The sequence below is a fragment of the Pseudomonas sp. S11P7 genome (genome assembly GCF_023195435.1).
In the GTDB taxonomy this organism is placed as follows: Bacteria; Pseudomonadota; Gammaproteobacteria; order Pseudomonadales; family Pseudomonadaceae; genus Aquipseudomonas; species Aquipseudomonas fluorescens_G.
In genome coordinates, this window is sequence record NZ_JALPKS020000002.1 from 2137709 (window position 1) to 2158287 (window position 20579).

At 61.8% G+C, this 20579-nt stretch carries 19 protein-coding genes and 2 pseudogenes; 6 read left to right on the forward strand and 15 right to left on the reverse strand.

The features are described from left to right. Nucleotides 1-87: 87 nt before the first annotated feature. The 4 genes from M0746_RS10030 to M0746_RS10045 all read right to left on the reverse strand — a co-directional run bounded on the left by M0746_RS10030 (nt 88) and on the right by M0746_RS10045 (nt 5350). Nucleotides 88-1200, reverse strand: coding sequence for an alkene reductase (locus M0746_RS10030; RefSeq protein WP_258449031.1), 1113 nt, complete (start codon nt 1198-1200; stop codon nt 88-90). A 171-nt stretch (nt 1201-1371) separates the two neighbouring features. Further along, the gene (locus M0746_RS10035; protein ID WP_258449032.1) at nt 1372-3606 is read right to left on the reverse strand and encodes a xanthine dehydrogenase family protein molybdopterin-binding subunit; all 2235 of its coding nucleotides are present in this window, start codon (nt 3604-3606) and stop codon (nt 1372-1374) included. Then, the gene (locus M0746_RS10040) at nt 3603-4076 is read right to left on the reverse strand and encodes a (2Fe-2S)-binding protein (RefSeq protein ID WP_258449033.1); all 474 of its coding nucleotides are present in this window, start codon (nt 4074-4076) and stop codon (nt 3603-3605) included. The genes M0746_RS10035 and M0746_RS10040 overlap by 4 nt, the downstream gene beginning before the upstream one ends. Continuing rightward, a complete protein-coding gene (locus M0746_RS10045; protein ID WP_258449034.1) occupies nt 4073-5350 on the reverse strand; it encodes a c-type cytochrome in 1278 nt (425 codons plus the stop codon). Before M0746_RS10045 ends, M0746_RS10040 begins: the two co-directional genes overlap by 4 nt. Before the next feature lie 287 nt (nt 5351-5637). On the opposite strand from M0746_RS10045, the gene M0746_RS10050 reads away from it, so the two are divergent. Both M0746_RS10050 and M0746_RS10055 read left to right on the forward strand, forming a co-directional pair. Continuing rightward, nucleotides 5638-6837 carry an MFS transporter gene (locus M0746_RS10050; protein WP_258449035.1) on the forward strand — a complete coding sequence of 400 codons (1200 nt, stop codon included), beginning with the start codon at nt 5638-5640 and terminating at the stop codon, nt 6835-6837. 94 nt (nt 6838-6931) lie between these two features. Beyond that, nucleotides 6932-7837: a LysR family transcriptional regulator gene (locus tag M0746_RS10055; RefSeq protein WP_258449036.1), complete on the forward strand. Its 906-nt coding sequence runs from the start codon at nt 6932-6934 to the stop codon at nt 7835-7837. Here the strand turns inward: M0746_RS10055 and M0746_RS10060 are convergent. From M0746_RS10060 to cyoA, 8 genes and pseudogenes are all read right to left on the reverse strand, one after another. Continuing rightward, nucleotides 7797-8972, reverse strand: coding sequence for an MFS transporter (locus M0746_RS10060; RefSeq protein ID WP_258449037.1), 1176 nt, complete (start codon nt 8970-8972; stop codon nt 7797-7799). The two genes, M0746_RS10055 and M0746_RS10060, sit on opposite strands and share 41 nt — an antisense overlap. Nucleotides 8973-9014: 42 nt before the next feature. Beyond that, nucleotides 9015-9257: a DUF2934 domain-containing protein gene (locus tag M0746_RS10065; RefSeq protein WP_258449038.1), complete on the reverse strand. Its 243-nt coding sequence runs from the start codon at nt 9255-9257 to the stop codon at nt 9015-9017. A 39-nt stretch (nt 9258-9296) separates the two neighbouring features. Continuing rightward, entirely contained in the window at nt 9297-9557 is a 261-nt protein-coding gene (locus M0746_RS10070; RefSeq protein WP_208940891.1) for a metallothionein, read from the reverse strand. A gap of 111 nt (nt 9558-9668) precedes the next feature. Next, a complete protein-coding gene (cyoE, locus tag M0746_RS10075; RefSeq protein ID WP_258449039.1) occupies nt 9669-10586 on the reverse strand; it encodes a heme o synthase in 918 nt (305 codons plus the stop codon). Further along, a complete protein-coding gene (gene cyoD / locus M0746_RS10080) occupies nt 10544-10882 on the reverse strand; it encodes a cytochrome o ubiquinol oxidase subunit IV (RefSeq protein WP_258449040.1) in 339 nt (112 codons plus the stop codon). The genes cyoE and cyoD overlap by 43 nt, the downstream gene beginning before the upstream one ends. Before the next feature lies 1 nt (nt 10883). Continuing rightward, nucleotides 10884-11498 (reverse strand): cytochrome o ubiquinol oxidase subunit III, encoded by a 615-nt coding sequence (locus tag M0746_RS10085; RefSeq protein ID WP_258449041.1) that lies wholly within the window; start codon nt 11496-11498, stop codon nt 10884-10886. 2 nt (nt 11499-11500) lie between these two features. Further along, nucleotides 11501-13474 (reverse strand): cytochrome o ubiquinol oxidase subunit I, encoded by a 1974-nt coding sequence (gene cyoB / locus M0746_RS10090; RefSeq protein WP_258449042.1) that lies wholly within the window; start codon nt 13472-13474, stop codon nt 11501-11503. A 2-nt stretch (nt 13475-13476) separates the two neighbouring features. Further along, nucleotides 13477-14405 (reverse strand): annotated as a pseudogene (gene cyoA, locus M0746_RS10095) (ubiquinol oxidase subunit II). 347 nt (nt 14406-14752) lie between these two features. On the opposite strand from cyoA, the gene M0746_RS10100 reads away from it, so the two are divergent. Further along, nucleotides 14753-15067: a hypothetical protein gene (locus M0746_RS10100; protein ID WP_208940885.1), complete on the forward strand. Its 315-nt coding sequence runs from the start codon at nt 14753-14755 to the stop codon at nt 15065-15067. Nucleotides 15068-15112: 45 nt separating this feature from the next. Here the strand turns inward: M0746_RS10100 and M0746_RS10105 are convergent, their stop codons facing one another. Further along, nucleotides 15113-16282, reverse strand: coding sequence for a zinc-dependent alcohol dehydrogenase (locus M0746_RS10105; protein WP_203421868.1), 1170 nt, complete (start codon nt 16280-16282; stop codon nt 15113-15115). Further along, on the reverse strand, nt 16282-17115 hold the full coding sequence (locus M0746_RS10110) for an SRPBCC family protein (RefSeq protein ID WP_258449043.1): 834 nt from the start codon (nt 17113-17115) through the stop codon (nt 16282-16284). The genes M0746_RS10105 and M0746_RS10110 overlap by 1 nt, the downstream gene beginning before the upstream one ends. A 737-nt stretch (nt 17116-17852) precedes the next feature. Here M0746_RS10110 and M0746_RS10115 point away from each other — a divergent pair. Next, nucleotides 17853-18625, forward strand: a pseudogene (locus tag M0746_RS10115) (gamma-glutamyl-gamma-aminobutyrate hydrolase family protein). A 322-nt stretch (nt 18626-18947) separates the two neighbouring features. Here M0746_RS10115 and M0746_RS10120 read toward each other — a convergent pair. Beyond that, a complete protein-coding gene (locus M0746_RS10120) occupies nt 18948-19166 on the reverse strand; it encodes a hypothetical protein (RefSeq protein ID WP_258449044.1) in 219 nt (72 codons plus the stop codon). A 417-nt stretch (nt 19167-19583) separates the two neighbouring features. Between M0746_RS10120 and M0746_RS10125 the strand changes: the two genes are divergently transcribed. Beyond that, entirely contained in the window at nt 19584-19841 is a 258-nt protein-coding gene (locus M0746_RS10125) for a DUF6555 family protein (RefSeq protein ID WP_090283044.1), read from the forward strand. A gap of 48 nt (nt 19842-19889) precedes the next feature. After that, nucleotides 19890-20561 (forward strand): SOS response-associated peptidase family protein, encoded by a 672-nt coding sequence (locus M0746_RS10130; RefSeq protein WP_258449045.1) that lies wholly within the window; start codon nt 19890-19892, stop codon nt 20559-20561. The last annotated feature ends 18 nt before the right edge of the window (nt 20562-20579 follow it).

A 20579-nucleotide genomic window follows, 5' to 3' on the forward strand; every position in this document is an offset into this window, starting at 1 on the left:
TGATCGTTAGGCAAAGTCTGGGCGCCACCGACATTTAAAGTCCTTAAGCAAACCTGAAAAGTTCTGAAGCCGCGCCGCATTTCCTGCTCAGGCATGAAACGGATAATCGACGTACCCGCGCTCATCGCCACCAAAGAAACTGCTCGGGTCCGGCGTGTTCAGCGACAGGTGCTCGCGGATCCGTCGCGGCAGGTCCGGGTTGGCCAGAAACGGCCGGCCAAACGCAATGATGTCGGCGCGTCCCGAGCGCAGTGCCTGCTCGGCAGACTCGGCGTCATAGCCGCCCGCGAGGATCAGCACGCCTTTCCAGGTTGCGCGCAGTTGGGCAATGATCGCGTCCCAGCGCGGGTCGAAATGTTCGTCCTTTACCGTGCCGACCATCGCCGGCTCAACCAGGTGCAGATACGCCAGATCCCAGCGATTGAGCGCATTGACCAGATAGCCAAACGTGTCTTCTGGGGTGTCATCGCCCATGCCCATGAAACGCCCCATTGGCGTCAGGCGTACGCCGACGCGTTCGGCCCCCACTTCGTCGGCCACGGCCGCAACCACTTCGAGCAACAGACGTGCGCGATTCTCGACGCTGCCGCCGTAGGCATCGTCGCGCTGGTTGCTGTTGCTGTTGAGGAACTGATCGAGCAGGTAGCCGTTGCCCGCGTGGATCTCGACACCGTCCATCCCGGCACGCATGGCATTGCGCGCCGCGAGGCGATAGTCCTCGACGATGGCGGCGATTTCGGCGGTTTCGAGGGCGCGCGGTACCGGCACATCGCCCCAGACGCCTTGGCCGTTTTCGTCAACGATGAAAGTCTTGCCGGGTACCGGCAGTGCGCTCGGTGCGACGGGCAGGCCGGCGTCCGGTTGAAAGCTCGGGTGCGAGACGCGGCCGACATGCCACAGCTGCATGAAGATCAGCCCGCCAGCGCCATGCACCGCGCCGCTGACTGCACGCCAGGCCTCGACCTGCTCATCGCTGTAAATGCCCGGTGTCCATGCGTAGCCCTGGCCCTGACGGGAGATCTGCGTGGCTTCGGTGATGATCAGCGCAGCGCTGGCGCGTTGGCGGTAGTACTCGGCGTTCATCGCGCTCGGCACATCGCCCGGCTGGCCGGCGCGTGAGCGGGTCAGCGGCGCCATGGCGACGCGATGGGCGAGGGTGTAAGGGCCGAGGGTGACGGGTTGGAACAGGCGGCGGGTCATGGGCAACTCCAGATAATTAACGAATGACTTGAAGCGCGACAGCCGGGCTGCGCACGCGGTAGAGCTACGTTAACCGCGCCGGGCGGGGGTGATAATCGGTGGGCGGCGCTACGCTGTTTTGCGCCTGGCGCAATGGCGTCCGCGTTCATTGGCGATGAACGCGGGATGGGCTCAGGAAGGTTGGGCGGAACGACTCAGCGGCAGGTTCAGCCAGCGCCGGCCGGTGGCATTGGCGATGGCATTGCCGAGGGCAGCGGCCATCGGCCCCTGGACAATTTCGGCGGCGCCCAGAAACGGTTCGCCGGGCTGATCAAGCAAATGCACGTCGACCTTTTTCGGCAGTTGCGTGAAGCGCAGGATCGGATAACCGCTCCAGTCGTAACTGCGAATGCCGCCCGCGTCGTAGGCGACTTTTTCGTACAGCGTCCAGCTCGTCGACTGCACGATGCCGCCCTCGACCTGATTGCGCAGGCCGTCGGGGCTGACGATCTGGCCGACATCCACCGCCGTCACCACATGCTCGATGCGCACCTCGCCGGTTTGCGGATGCACGCGCAGGCGCACAGCGAGGGCGCAATAACCCATGATGTTCTTGTAGCGGGCGAAGGCAAAACCGATACCGGCGCCGGGCTCGGGACTTTTTCGCGGCCAGTCGATGGCATCGCGGACGCGCTCGATCACCGCACGCGCACGCGGGTCGCTCAGATGCGCCAGGCGCAGGGCCACTGGATCGAGGCCGGCTTTGTTTGCCAGTTCATCAATGCTCGCTTCGATGGCGAAGATATTGATGTGCGCGCCGAGCGAGCGCATCGCCGAAGTACGAAACGGCATGGTGGTGACGAAATTCATGTTGATCCGCGTCGCGCCGAGGTCATACAGCGGCACGGCGTTGCGGTCGCCGTCGCCTTCGGGCTGGGCGATCGGCACCGAGGGCGCTGACACGAATGGCTGCGCGAGCAAGCGCGCCGGCAACAAGCGCCCGGCATTGACGATGCGCTCGTTGTGCGGCGTGGTCCACAGTTCGTAGTTCCAGTCCTGCAGGCGACTGTTGGACAGGCCGACGTCGACCTCGGCCACCATCGCCGAGCTGTAGGGTTCCCAGAGATTTTCCTGCTCACGCATCCACTGCACACGCACCGGCGTGCCGGGTACGCGCATGGCGATCAACGCGGCGTCGGCGGCGGCATCGTCGGCACCGTTGTGGCCGTAACAGCCCGAGCCCTCGGTGTGGATGCAGCGCACCCGCTCCGGCGGCAGGCGCAGCATTTCGGCGATGCCGGCGCGCAGCGGATAGACGCCTTGGGTATGCGTCCACACCGTCAGCACGCCGTCCTTGAACCAGGCCACGGCGCAGGACGGACCGATCGAGCCGTGCATCAGATACTGCTTGGTCACCCGCGCCTTGAAACGCGTTTCACCGGCGTTATTCACGTCGCCATTGTTGCTGATCGGATAGCGCCGCGAAGGCAGGCGCTTGAGCAAGGCATGGATATCGGCGGCCTCGGGAATTGCGTCGCCACCACGCCAGCGCGCGACCTCGCTGGCGCTGCGCATGGCCTTGATCGCTTGCCATTCATCACGGGCAAGCACGGCGAGATAATTGCCGTCGCGGATTACCTTGACCACCCCGGCCAACGCCTCAATGGCCGGCGCATCGAACGCCTCCAGCGTGCAACCCGGACGCGGCGGGCGAATCACCCGCGCGTGGAGCATGCCGGGCAAGCGCATGTCCTGGACGAACGCGGCGCCGCCGCTGACTTTTGCCGGGATGTCCAGACGCGGCAGCGAATGCCCGATCAGCTTGAAATCCGCCGCTGGCAGGCTCGGCGATTGCGCCTTGGCGTATTGGTGCACATCGACGTTGCTGACCGCTTCGGCGTAACTCATGCGACGCCCGGTCGGTCCTTCGATCATTGCATCAGCGGTAGTCAGCTGCGCCGGGTCTACCTTCCAGTTGCGCGCGGCGGAGTCCACCAGCATCTCGCGCACTTGCGCAGCGGCATGGAACAGCGCGGTGCCGCTGTCGAAAATGCTGTGACTGCCGGCGGTGTAGCCTTCGTTGGGTGTCAGCGCGGTGTCGGCGGTCAGCAGGTTGATCGCACTGGCCGGCACTTGCAGGCGCTCGGCGGCAATTTGCAGCAACGCGGTTTTCACCCCGGTGCCCAGCTCGACCTTGCCGGTGTACACGGTGATGCCGTCGGCGCCGATGCGAATCCACGCGTCGAGGTACGGATTGGTGCGCAGGCTGCCCGGCAGATCCGGCGCCAGCACCACGGTGCCGAGTGTGTCGACTTCAGTGTCGGCCAGCGCCCGCCGCGCCATCGGCATCAGGGTGAAAGCCATCAGCAACGCGCCGCCGCGCAAGAATGCCCGGCGGCTGGGATTCAGACCGGTGGATTCGCTCATGGCCGGCTCCCGTGTTGACCGGCGACCAGACTGATCGCTTCGATGATGCGCAGGTGCGTGCCACAGCGGCACAGATTGCCGGCCATGTATTCGCGAATGGTTTGCTCATCCGGGTGAGGATTTTGTTCGAGCAGCGCCTGCGCACGCATCAGCATGCCGGCGATGCAGTAGCCGCATTGCGCCGCTTGTTTTTCGATGAAGGCCGCTTGCAACGGGCCGGGTTGTTCTGCGCTGCCGAGGCTCTCCACGGTGCGGATCTGCTTGCCTTGCAGACCCGCGCAGGGCGTCAGGCAGGCAAACACTGGTTGATCATCGACGATCACCGTGCAGGCACCGCACTGACCGAGACCACAGCCGTACTTGGCGCCATTGAGGTTCAGATGATTGCGCAGCGCATACAGCAGCGGCATGTCCGGCTCCAGCTCCAATGCCTGGGCGGCGCCGTTGACGTTGAGGGTGATCTGGCTCATTTGGTCTCCTGACGTAATGCTTCAATAGTGGAAGAGAGGTCTGCCCAGGGCTGGTCGGGGCGCGCCTGCTGGCGCAGATACGCAGCCAGCGCGGCGAGTTGGCGGTTGTCGAGGCTGGCGGCGAACCCCGGCATTTGCGGTCCGGGAGCGCCGGGCGCTGCCGGCAGCCCTTCGAGTACGGTCTTGAGGAAATTGCGCGAACTGGCCGCGTGCAGCGCCGAGGTGCTGTCCAGCGGCGGCCGCCCGTCGATCTCGCGCATCGGCGCGGCGCGACCATGGCAGCCGGCGCAGGCACTGGTAAACAGCAGCGCGCCTTGGGCAGTGGAGGCGGGGTCGACCGGCGTTGGCGCCGTGGTTTCGGTAACCGTCGGCGGCTGCTCCAGGCTCAGCAGATACTCGGCAATCGCATCGGCTTCGCTGGCCGGCAGACGCGCCAGACTCAGGCTGACCGGGCGCATCGGACCAGCCGCAGTACCGTGCCCGGCGACTACATCGGCACGCAGATAATCGACCAGTTGCTCGCGGTTCCACGGATTCGCCCGTTGCCCCAGACCGACCAGCGCCGGGGCGTCCCAGCCGTCGACGCTGCCGCCGTGCAGGTACTTGGAGGATTTTTCCGCGCCGATCAGGTTCAGCGGCGAATGGCAGCCGGCGCAATGTCCCGGTCCGTCGACCAGATAGCGCCCGCGATTCCACGCCGCGCTTTGTTCGGCCAATGGCGTCAGCGGTTCGCCGTGCAGAAACAGCAGGTTCCAGAACGACACCAACGGACGAATGTTCATCGGGAAATTCATCTGGTTCTGCCGCGCCGGTGCCTGCACGGCAGGGCCGCTCATCAGGTAGGCGTAGGCATCGGCGATGTCGTCGGCGCTCATGCGCCGGTAGTGCACGTAGGGAAATGCCGGATAGAGAAAATGCCCGTCACGGGCGATGCCCTGGCGCATCGCCCGTTCGAAGGCAGGCAGCGACCACTGGCCAATGCCGGTCTGCGCGTCCGGGGTGATGTTGGTGCTGTACAGGGTGCCGAACGGCGTTACCAGCGGCAGCCCGCCGGCCAGATATTCACCGCCGGGGCGGGTATGGCAGACCGCGCAATCACCGGCTTCGACGACCCGCGCACCGCGTTGGATTTGCGCCCTATCGAAGGTTGTCGGGCGCTCGATCGGCGCAATCGCCGGGCGCCACATCAACAGCACGGCCGCAATCAGAGCCACCGCAGCCAGCAGCGCAACGGCAATCCAGAAGGTGCGGGATTTCAGCCAGGGCAGGTTCATTTGCGTGGCCCGGGCAAAGGGCACAACAGCGGGGGAGGGCGTGGCGAGTCATGCGAAGCTCCTTGTGGCGACCGGGGAAGGGCGCCGACGTTTGCGCCTCGGACAAAGCCTAGAGAACACTCGCGCGGTGGAGAATCCGCGCTTGGCGCAACAGCGCGTTGCGTCACAAGCAACGCCGTGTGCCGTTGCGCAAAACGCATCACTGCGTTGCCCGGCGCAGTGATTCTCGCGGCCCGGTGCTGGCCGTAGCCTTGGCTCACCTTTTCCAGACGCAATGAGGTGTCACCATGCTCACCGGCAATCCCGCCGCTACGGCCAAGGCCGAGCAACCCGCTTCACTTTCCGGCCTGATGGTCGCGTTCCTGGCGTTCTGCTGCGGCGCGGTCGTGGCCAACCTTTATTACGCGCAGCCCATTGTCGAGTTGATCGCGCCGCAGATCGGCCTTTCCAGCGCGAATGCCAGCCTGATCGTCTCGCTGACCCAGTTCGGTTATGCCCTGGGCTTGCTGTTGCTGGTGCCGCTGGCCGACCTGATGGAAAACCGCCGTCTGGTGGTCGGTTTCACGCTCGCTGCGAGTGTCACGCTGTTGTGCGCCGGCCTGACCCATTCGCCGTCGATGTTCCTGGTGTTTTCCCTGCTGATCGGCCTGACTTCGGTGGCGGTGCAGATCCTCGTGCCGCTGGCCGCGCATCTGGCGCCTGAAGCCACGCGCGGCCGAGTGGTGGGCAACATCATGAGCGGCCTGCTGCTGGGGATTCTGTTGTCGCGGCCACTGTCGAGCCTGCTGGTCGAAGTGTTCGGCTGGCGCGGGGTGTTTTTCAGCGCTGCCGGGTTGATGGCGGTCATTGCGCTGATCACCGCCGTTGCGCTGCCACGCCGTGTGCCGAGCCATAAAGCGACGTACACGGCGTTGATCGGTTCGGTCTTTGCCCTGGCGCGCAAGCATGCGCTGTTGCGTCAGCGGTCGCTGTATCAAGGGCTGCTGTTTGCCAGCTTCAGCCTGTTCTGGACCCTGGCGCCGATTGAACTGATGCGCCATCACGGCTTCAGTCAGGCGCAAGTGGCGATTTTCGCCTTGGTCGGCGCGGTCGGGGCGATTGCTGCACCGATTGCCGGGCGCCTGGCCGATGCCGGGCATGCGCGGCGCGGTACGCTGGTGGCGTTGCTGTTGGCCCCGGTTTCGCTGCTGATCGCTGCGCTGCCGAGCAGCAGTTACTTGTGGCTGGTGGTGTGTGCGGTGCTGCTGGATTTCGCCGTGCAGTTGAACCTGGTCCTCGGCCAGCGTGAGGTTTACGCCATCGACCCGCACAGCCGCGCGCGCCTGAATGCGGTGTACATGACCAGCATTTTCGTTGGCGGCGCCCTCGGTTCGCTGGTCGCCAGCCCGCTCTATGAGCACTTCGGCTGGAACCTTTCGGCGGTCGCGGTAGCGCTGTTGCCGGCCCTGGCGCTGGGGCTGTTCCTGAGCCACAACGCCGATGACTGAGCACTTGGCCGCTGCACGCAAGCACGGCGATACAAGACGGCGAGCGCACGGTGATGCACAATCAGCGCCGTTGCTTTCCGACCGGACTCCGCTGATGGACAAGTTGCTGGCCTTGAAGATGTTTGTCGAAACCGTGCGCTGCGGGGGCTATTCTTCGGCGGCGCGCAAACTCGGGATCTCGACGTCTTCGGTGACCCGGCAGGTGGCGGGGCTGGAACACGAACTGGGCGCGAGCCTGCTCAATCGCACCACGCGCAACACCAGCGTGACGGTGGCCGGGCAGACTTACTTCGACAAGGCCGTGGCGATTCTCGACGCGATCGACGAAGCCGACGCGGTGGTTGCCGACCGTGGCAGCGAGGCGCAAGGGCGGCTGCGCATCAGCGTGCCGGTGGAGTTCGGCCGGCGCCTCATCGCGCCGCACCTGAGCCGCTTGCTGGCGCGCCATCCGGGCCTGGAAATCAGCCTGTCGCTGAGTGATCAGGTCAGCGACCTGCTCAGCGAACAGATCGACGTTTCGGTGCGCCTCGGCTCGTCAGTGGTCAGCGAGGACATCGTCAGTAAACGCGTCGGGCAGTTCCAGCGTTGGGTCGTCGCCAGCCCGGAGTATCTGGCGCGCAGTGCCGAGCTGTGCCATCCGCGCGACCTGCTCGACCATCAATGCCTGCGCTTCGATTACGCCGGCACGCACCAGCACTGGACCTTTCAAGGCGACGACGAAACCATCCAGCTCAACGTGCACGGGCGCCTGCAAAGCAACAATGCCGACATCCTTCGCGAAGCCGCGATCGATGGAGGCGGGGTGACGCTGCTGGCTGACTGGCTGGTGCGCGACGATGTTGCCGCCGGGCGCCTGGTGCGCGTGCTCGAGCAGTATCAGGTCAATCCCGGCACTGCCAGCAGCTGCATCAACGCGCTGTACCTGCCGAATCATCGAGGATCAAGCCGGATCAACGTGTTTATTGATTTTCTGCTGGAGATTCTCCAACCGGCGGCTTGATCGACTGCTCGGCGGCGCTTGCTTTCGGCAGCATCGCCACGCCGGCAGCCAGGGCAAACGTGCACAGGGCGACGATCACCCCGGCATCTTCCAGCACCGCGCCAAACAGCGGCGTGCCGGCGGTTTGTCCCAGCGCCAGGACCAGAAACGGAATGCCCAAACCCAGATCGGGACGATCCGGAAACAGGTTGATGCCCTGAATCAGATACACGCCGGACGAGACGATATAAGCGGCGCCAAACAGGCACATCGTCGCGAGTCCATAAACCGCTGAAACCGACGCCGCTGCCAAGCCCAGCGTGCCGGCCGCGATCCCTGCAAGGGCCAATCGGTGCATGCGCGCAACACCAAAACGATCGGTCAGCACGCCGGTGGTGCAGCCACTGATGCCCGCCGCGCCGAGCAATATCCACGCCCAGGCAATCGACCGATCGGAGAAACCGGCTTCAGCGCGCAGAATGTCGGCGCCGAACGTCCAGATGGCGGTGCTCGCCAGTCCCATCAGAAAGGCGCTGCAACACAGCGGCAACACACCGGGGCGGCGCAGCAGGGTCAATGAGAAGTCCCCGGCGCTGGTGTCCTCGACTTGGCGCGGTACGGCGAACCAGAGCCACGCAGTAATGCCGACCCCCATCATCGCGAACAGTGCATACAACTGCCGCCACTGCCCTGCGGCGACAACCACGGCCAGCCCGGAAAAAACGATGCCGGCGGCGGTACCGGCGTTGATGAAGCCGTTGGCCCGCGCGCGCTGCGCCTCGGCAATGCGTGCCGCCACCGCGCTGGCCAGCGGTGGTGAAGTCAGGCCGGTGCTCAACCCAGCGAGGGCCACGCCACAGCCCAGCGCCAGGCCCGATTGGGCGAAGACGATCAAGCCCATGCCGAGCGCAGCGGCCGCACCGGCAAGCACCGTGAGCGCCCTTGGGCTGAGTTTGCCGTTACTGATGAATGTCGCCACGATGCCCACGCAATAGGCCGCGAAGGCGCTGCCGCCGATCCATCCGGCCGCCGAGACGCTGAGCGCCAGCTCCTGACGGATCTGCGGCAGCAGCAGGCCGTAGGCAAACCGTGCCAGGCCATAGGACAACGCGGTGAGGGCGAAAGCTGCCGCCACCAGGTTAGCGCTGCGCTGCATTGTTTCAGCGCCCGAGCATGATTGGCGACGGCATCGTGAGGGTCATTTCGCTGCGGTTGAGGTTTTCTTGCGGGTTTTGCTCGCCGTGGTGGCGGGCGCGTCTTTGCTTTTTTTTCGAGGTGCCGGCGGCGCTACGCTGCTGGCGACCGAGCCGGGCAAGCCGTCGGAGTCGAACGCATCGAGTTCGGCGCGGGCCTGGAACCAGTGATCGAAATCCTGCCCGTGCGGCCGGCCTTGCTCTTCCCAAAGGCGATAGGCGGTTTTGCGGATGGTGTCCTCGTCCATATCAATCTCTCCAGCGGGGTAAAAATCGGGGCCTGCACGTTACGGTGAAATCGGATCGCTGGCGGGGAAGGTTTCTTCCACCGCTTCGTCCAGTTTTGAATCACTGACGTTGCGCTCACTGTGCCCCTGATTCTGCTCGCAGTGGCAACTGCTCGACGGGCAGGGCTGGCCATTGGGGTGAAGATCGGCGCAAGCCTGGCTGCAATAGCGTTTGCCGTCGCGTTCAACGGCGTTGTCAGCACTGCAGCTGCAGGTGCATCCAGAGCAGGCACACTGCGATGTTGAGGTGTCGTTAGCCATGGTGTCCTCCCGGTTGCTGATGGTTGTTGCGTGCATAAAATCTGATAACCGGCAGCGCGGCAGGGTTTGAACGGATTTCCTCAGGGCCGATGAGCGGTCGAGAAAATCTGGCTAAACGTTGAACGATGGCAGCACCGCGTTCAGCGCCAACGACAGATTCAGCGCCAGAATCAGCAGGATCGACACCACAAAAAGCCGTCGTGCCCAGGCTTTCGATGTGCGCCGGCTGATTCGTCGCAGAGCGACATAAAACCAGTAGCCACCCAGACCGATAATGACCAGCGGATACGACACGTTGAGATTCGCCACCCAGCCCAGCACAGCCGCGCTGATGAGGAACGCCAGCATGTACAAAACGATCTCGCGCCGCGCCTGACTCAGCGTCAGGGTTGGCAGGCCGGCAGCGCGGAAATCTTCGTGGCGCATGACGGTAATCGCATGGGAATGCGGCATTTGCCAGCAGCAAAATACGATGACCAGCAGCAGCGCAGTGGCGTCGAAATTGCCGGTCACCGCGCCATAGCCGATCACCGGTGGCATGGCGCCGGACAGGCTGCCGACCAGCGTGCCCCAATGCGAGCTGCGCTTCATCAGACAGGTATAAACGCCTGCATAAATGATCAAGCCGATCGCCGCCAGTGCGCAGGCCAGCGGCGTGGTGCCGCGCCAGAGCAAAGCAAAACCGAGCAATCCCAGTACACCCGCGTAAGTCAGGGCTGCCGGCACTGACACCGCCCGGATCGCCAGCGCCCGATGACAGGTGCGGACCATGCGCCGGTCGATATCGCGATCGACGCAGTTATTGATCACGCAACCGCAAGCAATGATCAACGCGGTACCGAACACGGTGGCCGCCAGATGCGCGAGCGACAAAGGCCGGCCGGCCACCGCGAGCAGGTAACCACCGAGCACCGACGCCAGATTGCCGAAGATGATCCCCGGTTTGGTCAGTTCAATGCCGACGTTGAGCGGTACCCTCCATTGCCTCAGTGCGCCAGCATGTTGTGGTGAATGCTGTCCATGATCCATAGCGAAAGCCCAACCAGCAGGAGAATGATGACTACCGAAAAGATCAGCGCAATCAGGTTCCAGCGCTGTTCCGAGGCGGTGTCCAGATGGAGGAAGTATTTGAGGTGAGCGAAAACCTGCACCACGCCGAGCGCCACCACCACCCACGCGGTGATGTTGCGCGGCAAGGTTGGAAACATCACCAGACCGAACGGAATCACGGTGAGGACCACCGATATGATGAAGCCGACCATGTACGAACGGCTGCTGCCGTGGCTGGTCCCGGCACTGCTGTGAACCTGACTTTGGTTATACATGTCACACCACCCCCAACAGATAAACCACGGTAAACACGCAAATCCACACGACATCGAGGAAGTGCCAGAACAGGCTCAGGCAACTCAGGCGCGTGGTGTTGGTGTTGGTCAGGCCGCGGCTGCTGACCTGCGCCATCAGAATCGCCATCCACACCAGGCCGCTGAGCACGTGCGCGCCGTGGGTGCCGACCAGGGTAAAAAACGCGGTGAGGAAACCGCTGCGATCCGGGCCGTAGCCTTCTGCGATGAGATGATGGAATTCATTGATTTCCATCGCGATGAAGCCGCAGCCCAGCACGAACGTCACCGCCAGCCAGCGCAGCACATGGGCCTTGTCGTTGTGGTTCATCGCCAGCATCGCGTAGCCGTAGGTGATGCTGCTGAGCAGCAGCAGCGCGGTTTCGGCGAGGACGTAGGGCAGCTCGAAAATGTCGACAGTCGACGGCCCTCCGGCGACGCTGTCTCGCAACACGGCGTAGCCGGCGAACAGCGTCGCGAAGAGGATGCAGTCGGTCATCAGGTAGATCCAGAAACCGAACACCCGCATGGACCCGGCGTCTTCGTGGCCCTGCTCGTGGCTGTGAGCAATGTCTTTTTCCAGAACGATGTTGGACATGATCAAGCCTCCGCCAGGTCTTTGAGCCGCGCTTTTTCGATCCGCGCGACTTCCTGCGCGGGGACGAAATAGTCGATGTCTTCGTCATAACTGCGCACCACCATGGCAACCACCGAAGCCACCAGGCCGAAGATCGCCAGCCACCAGATATGCCAGACCAGGGCGAAGCTGCAGATCAGCGCGAAAATGCTGATCACCAGACCGGCCGAGGTGTTGCGTGGCATGTGGATGGCGCGGTAATCGGTGTGGCTCAGGGTGCTGACGCCGCGCTCTTTCATGCCCCAGTAAGCGTCCAGATCGTTGACTTTCGGCTGCTCGGCAAAGTTGTAGAACGGCGGCGGTGAAGCCGTGGCCCATTCCAGCGTGCGGCCATCCCACGGGTCACCGGTCAGGTCGCGGTATTTGGCGCGGTGGCGGATGCTCACATACAGTTGCAGCGCCTGCGCGGACACGCCGCAAAGAATGATGCCGACGCCGACCAGTTCCAGCAGCAGCCACGGTTGCCAGGCCGGGTTGTCGAAGTGGTTGAGGCGCCGGGTCATGCCCATGAAACCGAGCACGTAGGACGGCATGAAGGCGAAGTAGAAGCCGATCAGCCAGCACCAGAAGGCGATGCGTCCGAGCCGGTCGTTGAGGCGGAAGCCAAAGGCTTTCGGGAACCAGTAGGTCAGCCCGGCCATGTAGCCGAACACCGCGCCGCCGATGATCACGTTATGGAAATGCGCAATCAGGAACAGGCTGTTGTGCAACAGGAAGTCCGCGCCGGGCACCGCCAGCAACACACCGGTCATCCCGCCGATGCTGAACGTGACGATAAAACCCAGCGTCCACAGCATCGGTGTTTCGAAGCGCACCCGCCCGCGATACATGGTGAACAGCCAGGTGAAGATTTTCACCCCGGTCGGCACCGCAATAATCATCGTCATGATGCCGAAGAATGCATTGACGTTGGCCCCGGCGCCCATGGTGAAGAAGTGGTGCAGCCAGACGATGAACGAGAGGATGGTGATCGAGATCGTCGCCCACACCAGCGACACGTAACCGAACAGGCGCTTGCTGCTGAAGGTCGCGGCAATTTCGGAAAAGATCCCGAAGGCTGGCAGAATCAGGATGTACACCTCCGGGTGACCCCACGCCCAGATCAGGTTGACGTACATCATCGGGTTGCCGCCGGCCTCGTTGGTGAAGAAGTGCATGCCCAGATAGCGGTCGAGGGTGAGCATCAACAGGGTCGCGGTGAGGATCGGGAACGCGGCAAGGATCAGCACCGAGGTGCACAGGGCGTTCCAGGTGAACACCGGCATCTTGAACAGGGTCATGCCTTCGGTGCGCATCTTCAGAATGGTCACGAAGAAATTGACCCCGGTGAGTAACGTGCCTATCCCGGATATCTGTAATGACCAGATGTAGTAATCGACCCCCACCCCGGGGCTGTAGCCGAGTTCGGACAGGGGCGGGTAGGCGACCCAGCCGGTGCGGGCGAATTCACCGACCCCCAGCGAGATATTGACCAGCGCCGCACCGACCACGAACAGCCAGAAACTCAGCGCATTGAGAAACGGATACGCCACATCGCGCGCGCCGATCTGCAACGGCACGACGATGTTCATCAGGCCGACCACGAACGGCATGGCCATGAAGAAAATCATGATCACGCCGTGGGCGGTGAAGATCTGGTCGTAATGTTCGGGCGGTAGATAACCCGGTCCGCCACTCGAGGCCATGGCCTGCTGGGTGCGCATCATGATCGCGTCGGAAAAGCCGCGCAGCAGCATGACCAGGGCAACGATGATGTACATGCAGCCGATTTTCTTGTGATCGACCGAGGTGAACCACTCGCGCCAGAGGTAACCCCACTTGCGCTTCCAGGTGACGGTGCCGACCAGGGCAAAGCCCATCAGGCCAACGATGGCCAGGGTGTACATGACGATCGGCTCGTGCAATGGAACCGCGTCCCATGAAAGTTTCCCGAACATTGTTAACGCTCCTCGGACAGCAGACTCGGTTGTTGATCGACGCGCTTGTCGTCGCTGTTGCGTTGCACCTGGCTACCCTTTGGGCGTGGTGCCTTGTTCATGCCTTCGTACTTGTCGACGATATCCAGGAACAGTCGCTCCTGAACTTTCGAGTAATAAGTAATCGGGTGCGCAACCGTAGGCTTCGCCAGTTCGGCATAACTGTTCTGATCAAGTTGCTGAGGGGTGTTCCTGACCTTGTTCAACCACGCGTCATAGTCAGCGCCATTCAACGCAAGGGTGCTGAAGTGCATGTCGGAGAAGCCGCGGCCGTTATAGTTGGCGGCAATGCCGCGATATTGGCCGGCTTCATTGGCGATCAAATGCAACTTGGTTTGCATGCCCGCCATGGCATATATCTGCCCGCCGAGGGCGGGAATAAAGAAGGAAGTCATCGCGGCGTCGGAAGTGATGGTGAAGTTGACCGGCGTATTCACTGGAACGGCAAGTTCGTTCACCGAGGCGATCCCCAGATCGGGATAGATGAACAGCCATTTCCAGTCCGTCGCGACGACCTGCACGTTCACCGGCGGGACATCGGAGTCGAGTGGTCGATAAGGGTCCAGCGCGTGCGTGGTTTTCCAGGTGACCCAGCCGAGCACGCAGATGATCAGGAACGGCACGCCCCAGACCACGGCTTCGATCTTGTGCGAGCTGGCCCAGCGCGGCGAGTACCGGGCTTTTTATTGGTGGCCCGATAGCGCCAAGCAAACAGAAACATCATGACGATGACCGGAATGACCACCAACAGCATCAGGCCGGTCGCGAGAATGATCAGGTCGCGTTCATCCTTGGCCACCTGGCCCTTGGGGTTGAACACGATCAAGTTGCAACCGGCGAGAACAACGCTGGTAGCGAGATAGGTCAGGCCATACCCAATGATTCGCTTCATACATGCTCCTGTATAAACGCCGACCCTCGTCCTGTGGCGGAACTGCGACGCACCTGATGTAAACAATCGGTTGAGGTAATACCGCTGTGCTTGTTTAAACGCGCAGCGAAGTTGCCTGGTTAAATGTGCAGGCGGTTGTTTGCGGTGGTTCATGTGAGCCACGATTTTTTGAATAAGCCCTTGGGCATTGGTTTGACAAAATGTTACTGAACCTGACGAACGGTTGAACTAGCGAAACGGCGGAGAGGAACTGGCGGACTATGCTGGAAATGACCTTTGGCAAATTCGGGAATCGTCCAGCGACAGCTTGGGTCTTTGAATGAGCGGATTCAGATCAGGAGTACGACATGTTCAAACGCGGCGAAACCTACAACAAATGGAAGGCCACGCAGAGGGCGGAAAAGTGCCATACGGAAGAAGTTGAAAACGGCTGTCACATCGAGGTACGGGCACGCGAGGCGGATGACGGCGACGTGGAAATGTTCATCAGCGTCTACACGGCGACCGGCGAATGCGCCTACGAGCGAATCAGAAAACTGCCCGGTATCGAATGGGAAGTCGAGGACGCGCTCAAGCGCGGTATCGATCAGGCAGAACGCATCGCCGGCGGCGAGTCGGGGCGATTGTCCTGTGCCGACGCGCACGGCCATGAGAATGAATGACAGCGCCGCTGACGCCGGCAACCGGCGTCAGCGGCGTTGCAAGCTTCACGGCTTGAACACGGCGCGGATGCACTGATCGGTTTTCTCCTTGAACATTCGATAACCTTCGGCGCCGTCCTCCAGGCTCATCGGATGCGTCAGCAGCCATGACGGGTCGAGTTCGCCTTTCTGGATGTGCTCGAATAACGTCGGTGCGTAGCGTTGCCCCGGTTGTTGCCCGGAGCGCACCGTCAGTGCCTTGTTGACGATCGCGCCCATCGGGAATTTGTCCAGCAAGCCGCCATACACCCCGACCACCGACACCGTGCCGCCCTTGCGACAGGCGCGAATGGCCTGACGCAGCACGGTGCCGCGTTCGGTGTGCAGGCGCAGCATCTGTTTGGTCTTGTCGTAGGCGTAGTCGATTTCCGTGCCGTGGGCTTCCATGCCGACGCAGTCGATGCAGCGGTCCGGCCCGCGTCCGCCGGTCAGTTCCAGCAGCGCTTCGTGAACGTTGGTCTGCTCGTAATTGATCGGAATGGCGTTGCAGCGTTCTTCGGCCAGGCGCAGTCGCTCGGGGTAACGATCGATCGCAATGACCCGTTCGGCGCCGAGCAGATAAGCACTGCAGATCGCCATGAGCCCGACGCCGCCACAGCCCCAGACCGCCACGGTTTCGCCCGGCTGTATGTCGGCGTTGTCTGCGGCGAAGTAACCGGTGGGCGCGGCATCGGAGACGAACAACGCCTGCTCGTCGCGCACGCCTTCGGGCACCTTGAACAGGTTGACGTCGGCGTAGGGCACGCGCACGTAGGTGGCGTGGCTGCCGGGGTAGCCGCCGAACGCGTGGCTGTAGCCGATGATCCCGCAGCACGGTTGACCGTAGGCGAGGTCGGTCACCGACGGATTGGGGTTGGAGTTGTCGCAGCAGGAAAAATCGCTGCGCTGGCACGGCTCGCAATTGCCGCAGCCGATGATCGAAATGGTGATGACCTTGTCGCCCTTGCGCAGGCCATTGACGCCGGGGCCGACCTCAACGATCTCGCCCATGAACTCGTGGCCGATGATATCGCCCGGTTTCATCGCCGGGACATAACCGCCGAGCAGGTGCAGATCGGAGCCGCAGACCGACGACATCGTGACGCGGATGATTGCATCGCGCGGGTTGAGGATCGACGGATCGGGGACGTTGTCGACTTGCAGATGGTTGGGTGCTTGCCAGGTGAGTGCGCGCATCAGTGAATCCCCCCTTCAATCGCCACACCGGTTTTCACCGGTGGCTGGCTGGCCGCGGCATGGCCGCTGTCGCCGTGGACATAAAAGAAATCATCGTCGCCTTCAGGGCGCATGCGGTTGTTGCTGACTTCGCCGGTTTCCATCTGCTGCTTCACGGCTTGCAGGCCGTTGAGCAAAGCCTTGTCGCTGAACAGGCTGATTGCGCGGGCGAAGGCGTAACCGAGTTTGCCCATCGCCGGTTTGCACACAACTACCGCTTTGACCTGGGTGCCGCGGTTGGCGGGGGCGGAGGTCAAGGACAGGGAAATATCGTGTTGCCAACTGGATTGATCCGGGGTCTGCCAGTGCAGGGTGTTCGGGTCTTCGGCGGGCTGGCGAATCAGCGTGGTTTGCAGCTTGCGCCCGGCTGGGGCGCGGAGGGTCCAGCAGGTGGTGTCGGGGCTGAGTTGTTCGACGCTGTCGACCCAGCGCAGCAGCGGCCCGATGTTTTCGACGCGGGTGATGAAGTCGCGGACTTCTTCAAGCGGGCGGTTGATCGTCACGCTGCGGGTGATCGCTTCGCTGATCGGCCAGTGGTGTTCGCGGCTGAATTGTTGTTCGAACGGGGTAGGGGTGAGGGCCTGTTTCAAGCGGCAGTGGCCGGCGGCGCCGCGCCACACGCCGTAGGCGCCGGCGACGATTTCCAGTGCGCCCGCGAGGCCTCCGGTGCGCCAGCCGTGCAAGAGCAGGGCGCCGCCGGCGGTGAGGGACAGGGCGCGCTCGGCGCTGCTCATTGTGCCGCTCTGGCCGGTGTCGTTTCGTGTGTGGGTGGCTATTAGTGGATGGTCGGTCATGTTGTGGTTCTCCATCGGTGTGTTTGCGATAGAAGAAATGCTGACGTTTGCGGTTCCACTGGGTTTGTCGCGGGTGGGATGAAAGGTATTTTTGAGTGCATATCCGTTGCTTCGGGGGCTGCGGCTGGCGGTTTCGCCCTTACGGCGAGGCACTTTTTCCAGACGCCGAAAAAGTACCCAAAAAGGCTTGCTCCTACGTACGGCCCTCGCAGGCTCGGGTCCCTTCGCTCCGGGATCAATCCGGGCGCAGCGGCTACGGTTTGCTTCGCTGCACCTCCTTCCGCTGTGTACGACTTCGTCGTACGGTCGCTGCGCTCCGACGCCCCGATCAATCCCTGCGCTCAGCCTTCTGATGTCGCTGGTTAGGCAAGATCAAGATCAAGGGCACGCGAGCTAACGCTCATTGTTGAGTGGTTAGAAGCGGGTGGTTGGCTTGGGGTTCGTGGTGGATTTTCCCCTCACCCCAGCCCTCTCCCGAGGGAGAGGGAGCCGATCTTTGGGCTTTTCAGAGTTTGTGTTCGACTCGGTATTTCGGGTCGGTGTTGCTCTCGCATCCACCCCCGTCAGTTCCCTCTCCCTCCGGGAGAGGGCTAGGGTGAGGGGCTTTTGATCTTGATTTTTTGATGTTCAGGCAGGCAACCCAGATTGACCGCGCCCATAAAACCAACTGAACGCCCTCACCAACCCCGAACTCAAAATTCCAGGCGAAACGCCAACAACCAATTCCGGGGGAGTGTATGTCTCGATTACCTGTCATTGCGGTCACGGCCAGTTGCTGGAAGATCGGTCCGCATGCGGTGCAGATGAATGACGATAAGAATTCGCGTGCGGTGGCCAGCGCGGCGGGCGGGCTGCCGCTGATTTTGCCGATGTTTCCTGATCTGCTTGATCCTGAGCAGATTGTCGCCAGTGTCGATGGTTTGCTGTTCACCGGTGCGCCGTCGAATATCGAGCCGTTTCATTACGGTGGGCCGCCGAGTCCGCCGGGGACTGAGCATGATCCGGCGCGTGATCACCTGACGCTGCCGTTGTTGCGGGCGGCGATCGCTGCCGGGTTGCCGGTGCTCGGTTTGTGTCGTGGGGTGCAGGAGCTCAATGTGGCTTTCGGGGAACGTTGCATCAGCAGCTTAATGAGCCTGGCCCGGAGCATGAACCGCCCAGTGATGAATCTATCGAAGAGCAGTACGCCAAGACCCATGACGTGACCGTGCAACCCGGCGGGGTTCTGGCGGGGCTTGGGCTTGAGGGGGTGATCAAGGTCAATTCGGTGCACGCTCAGGGCATTGCGCGGGTGGCTGAGGGGTTGCGCATTGAGGCGGTGGCGGAGGACGGTTTGATCGAGGCGCTGTCGGTTGAGGGCAGCAGGGGATTTGCTTTGGGCGTGCAGTGGCATCCTGAGTGGCAGGTGCTGTCGCATCCGGATTATCTGAAGATCTTCCGGGCGTTTGGCGATGCCTGCCGTTTATATGCCGAACAACGAGCCACGGCGTTATCACGGAGCGAATGTTAATAATCGTCGGAATAGGACGAGCTCAAACTTCAGATAAAAAACGTAACGTTTAAAGAGAAAAAAGCCCGTACATCGTACGGGCAATCAGGAGGGTACTCGTGAGCGACCCGCTTTGGCAGGTCTGCTATTGAGATTTCCAGGGCTGAAGATGTTTCGGTTTTTCTTCAGGGACTTCCGATTAACGGTCATCACTTTCAAATCGGTATTCGTCTGGCCGGAAAATTAATATCAATTCGCCACTTTTCTGAGCTGTATAGCGTTTCGCTAAAAGTCGACGCAAGTTAAATGCGCTTAACAGACAGAGGCTGTGGCCAGGAATGAATCACCGCTTCGGCGGATGCTTGAACTGCTGGTCAATCAACATCATTTTCGCCGCGCAAAGCGCCAGGCCTTCATCGATGGCTTGTTCTTGCTGATCCTTGATGCAGCGCTTGCAAAGCCCGGCATGGCCGACGCTTGCCTTGTAGCGTTCCGTTTGTGATGCGGCTTTGTACGGCCTGTTGCATCTTGTACAAGTCTGCTGCTGGTCGTCGTTATCCATCACCGTCACTCCTGTTCCGACCCGATAGGTCCATTCAACCTTGGCACAGGCGTGGTTATTTTTGTACAGCAAAACGGCTGAAAAACGCTTCGTTTGTCGAAGTTGTTATTGCACTGACGTACCATTAATCCAGTGTTATCCGCTTCAGGCGGGGCTCAAATTGAAATGGGCAAGTTAATTCGACGGCGCGTGCGTGGTGTCGCGTTTGTGTACGCACGTTATCTCGGGAAGTTCCAGCTAATCTTCAGAGTTAGTTGTCGTACGCATGCTGTTAAAAAAATAATACGGTTGTCTTGTACAGCTTGCTTCTTGTATAGGTATTTTTTAAGGCCGCGAAACGTATATCGCAATCCGCAAAAATTCTATGAATTTCTCGGCGCGTGAAACATCCCTGTTTAGTAACAACAGGAGAGCCTCATGAGCCAAGCAGAATTGTATGTGATCAACTACCGACTCCACGGCAAGCCCAAGTCGTTCATTATCAGGACGAAACTGATGAACAACGCGGAAGCCTGGCAGTGGGCCAGTTGTGACGCGGGGTTGACCCCGATCCCCAAGCCCGGAAGGCCTCCCTTGAAGCGTTTTTCCAAACCGATGGCGGAGCGGTTCGGCGTAACCGACGTGCAATGGCGGGCCTCGAAACCCGTGACCTGGGATGAGGACATGGCGATATGACCGCGTGGCCCTGCTTGCGCAATCGGAGCGATTGTCAGGAGTTTCAGCATGTGTGAGTACATTGTTCAGCACGCCGCCCCGCAGAAACTGGCGTCGTGCTTTCTCGAAGGGGAGATTTCACGAATTGAAGTGTTGGGCGTTTCGGTAAAAAGCACCGACGCGAGCGACAACGGGACGAGCGCGAAAGGCGAACTGATCAAACCCGGCATGCAACTCACCGGCATTCGTCATCGCGGCACCACGCTGGAATGTCTGCCGGTGCGCTGGGGCTGGTCACCGTTCTGGTCGAGCGGCACGTTGGCGCCGCTGACGCATTTGCCGCTGCACCTGGTGATGCGTTCGAAAGTCTTCAACCGGGTCAAGCGGGACGGGCGCATGCTCGTCGCCGTAGAGGGCTGGTACGAGCCTCTGGATACGGGCATGACCGTGCATTCACGCAATCTGGCCTACACCACGTCGCGCCAGCCGGCCCCCATGTTCCTTGCGGCGCTTGCACAGGGCGGCGCCTCCAACGGGTGTGAAGGGCTGGCATTGGTGACTCATGAAGATGTCGAGATGAAACGCCAGCGGTTGCTGGCGTTCGCCGCGCAGGATGCGCTGGCATGGTTAAGTCCCGACCTTGAATGGGAGCAGGCGCGGGTGCTGGCCGTGCACCGCGCGATTGTCGAGCCGCAGTTGGAGCACGTGCTCACGTCTCAGCGCACCCTGCGGTTCAGGTGAATCGCCGAACCGGCGACT

Coding starts and splice junctions, on each gene's coding strand:
- M0746_RS10030 (WP_258449031.1), bottom strand. CDS start 1,200: ATGACCCGCCGCCTGTTCCAACCCGTCACCCTCGGCCCTTACACCCTC.
- M0746_RS10035 (WP_258449032.1), bottom strand. CDS start 3,606: ATGAGCGAATCCACCGGTCTGAATCCCAGCCGCCGGGCATTCTTGCGC.
- M0746_RS10040 (WP_258449033.1), bottom strand. CDS start 4,076: ATGAGCCAGATCACCCTCAACGTCAACGGCGCCGCCCAGGCATTGGAG.
- M0746_RS10045 (WP_258449034.1), bottom strand. CDS start 5,350: ATGAACCTGCCCTGGCTGAAATCCCGCACCTTCTGGATTGCCGTTGCG.
- M0746_RS10050 (WP_258449035.1), top strand. CDS start 5,638: ATGCTCACCGGCAATCCCGCCGCTACGGCCAAGGCCGAGCAACCCGCT.
- M0746_RS10055 (WP_258449036.1), top strand. CDS start 6,932: ATGGACAAGTTGCTGGCCTTGAAGATGTTTGTCGAAACCGTGCGCTGC.
- M0746_RS10060 (WP_258449037.1), bottom strand. CDS start 8,972: ATGCAGCGCAGCGCTAACCTGGTGGCGGCAGCTTTCGCCCTCACCGCG.
- M0746_RS10065 (WP_258449038.1), bottom strand. CDS start 9,257: ATGGACGAGGACACCATCCGCAAAACCGCCTATCGCCTTTGGGAAGAG.
- M0746_RS10070 (WP_208940891.1), bottom strand. CDS start 9,557: ATGGCTAACGACACCTCAACATCGCAGTGTGCCTGCTCTGGATGCACC.
- cyoE (WP_258449039.1), bottom strand. CDS start 10,586: ATGGATCATGGACAGCATTCACCACAACATGCTGGCGCACTGAGGCAA.
- cyoD (WP_258449040.1), bottom strand. CDS start 10,882: ATGTATAACCAAAGTCAGGTTCACAGCAGTGCCGGGACCAGCCACGGC.
- M0746_RS10085 (WP_258449041.1), bottom strand. CDS start 11,498: ATGTCCAACATCGTTCTGGAAAAAGACATTGCTCACAGCCACGAGCAG.
- cyoB (WP_258449042.1), bottom strand. CDS start 13,474: ATGTTCGGGAAACTTTCATGGGACGCGGTTCCATTGCACGAGCCGATC.
- M0746_RS10100 (WP_208940885.1), top strand. CDS start 14,753: ATGTTCAAACGCGGCGAAACCTACAACAAATGGAAGGCCACGCAGAGG.
- M0746_RS10105 (WP_203421868.1), bottom strand. CDS start 16,282: ATGCGCGCACTCACCTGGCAAGCACCCAACCATCTGCAAGTCGACAAC.
- M0746_RS10110 (WP_258449043.1), bottom strand. CDS start 17,115: ATGACCGACCATCCACTAATAGCCACCCACACACGAAACGACACCGGC.
- M0746_RS10120 (WP_258449044.1), bottom strand. CDS start 19,166: ATGGATAACGACGACCAGCAGCAGACTTGTACAAGATGCAACAGGCCG.
- M0746_RS10125 (WP_090283044.1), top strand. CDS start 19,584: ATGAGCCAAGCAGAATTGTATGTGATCAACTACCGACTCCACGGCAAG.
- M0746_RS10130 (WP_258449045.1), top strand. CDS start 19,890: ATGTGTGAGTACATTGTTCAGCACGCCGCCCCGCAGAAACTGGCGTCG.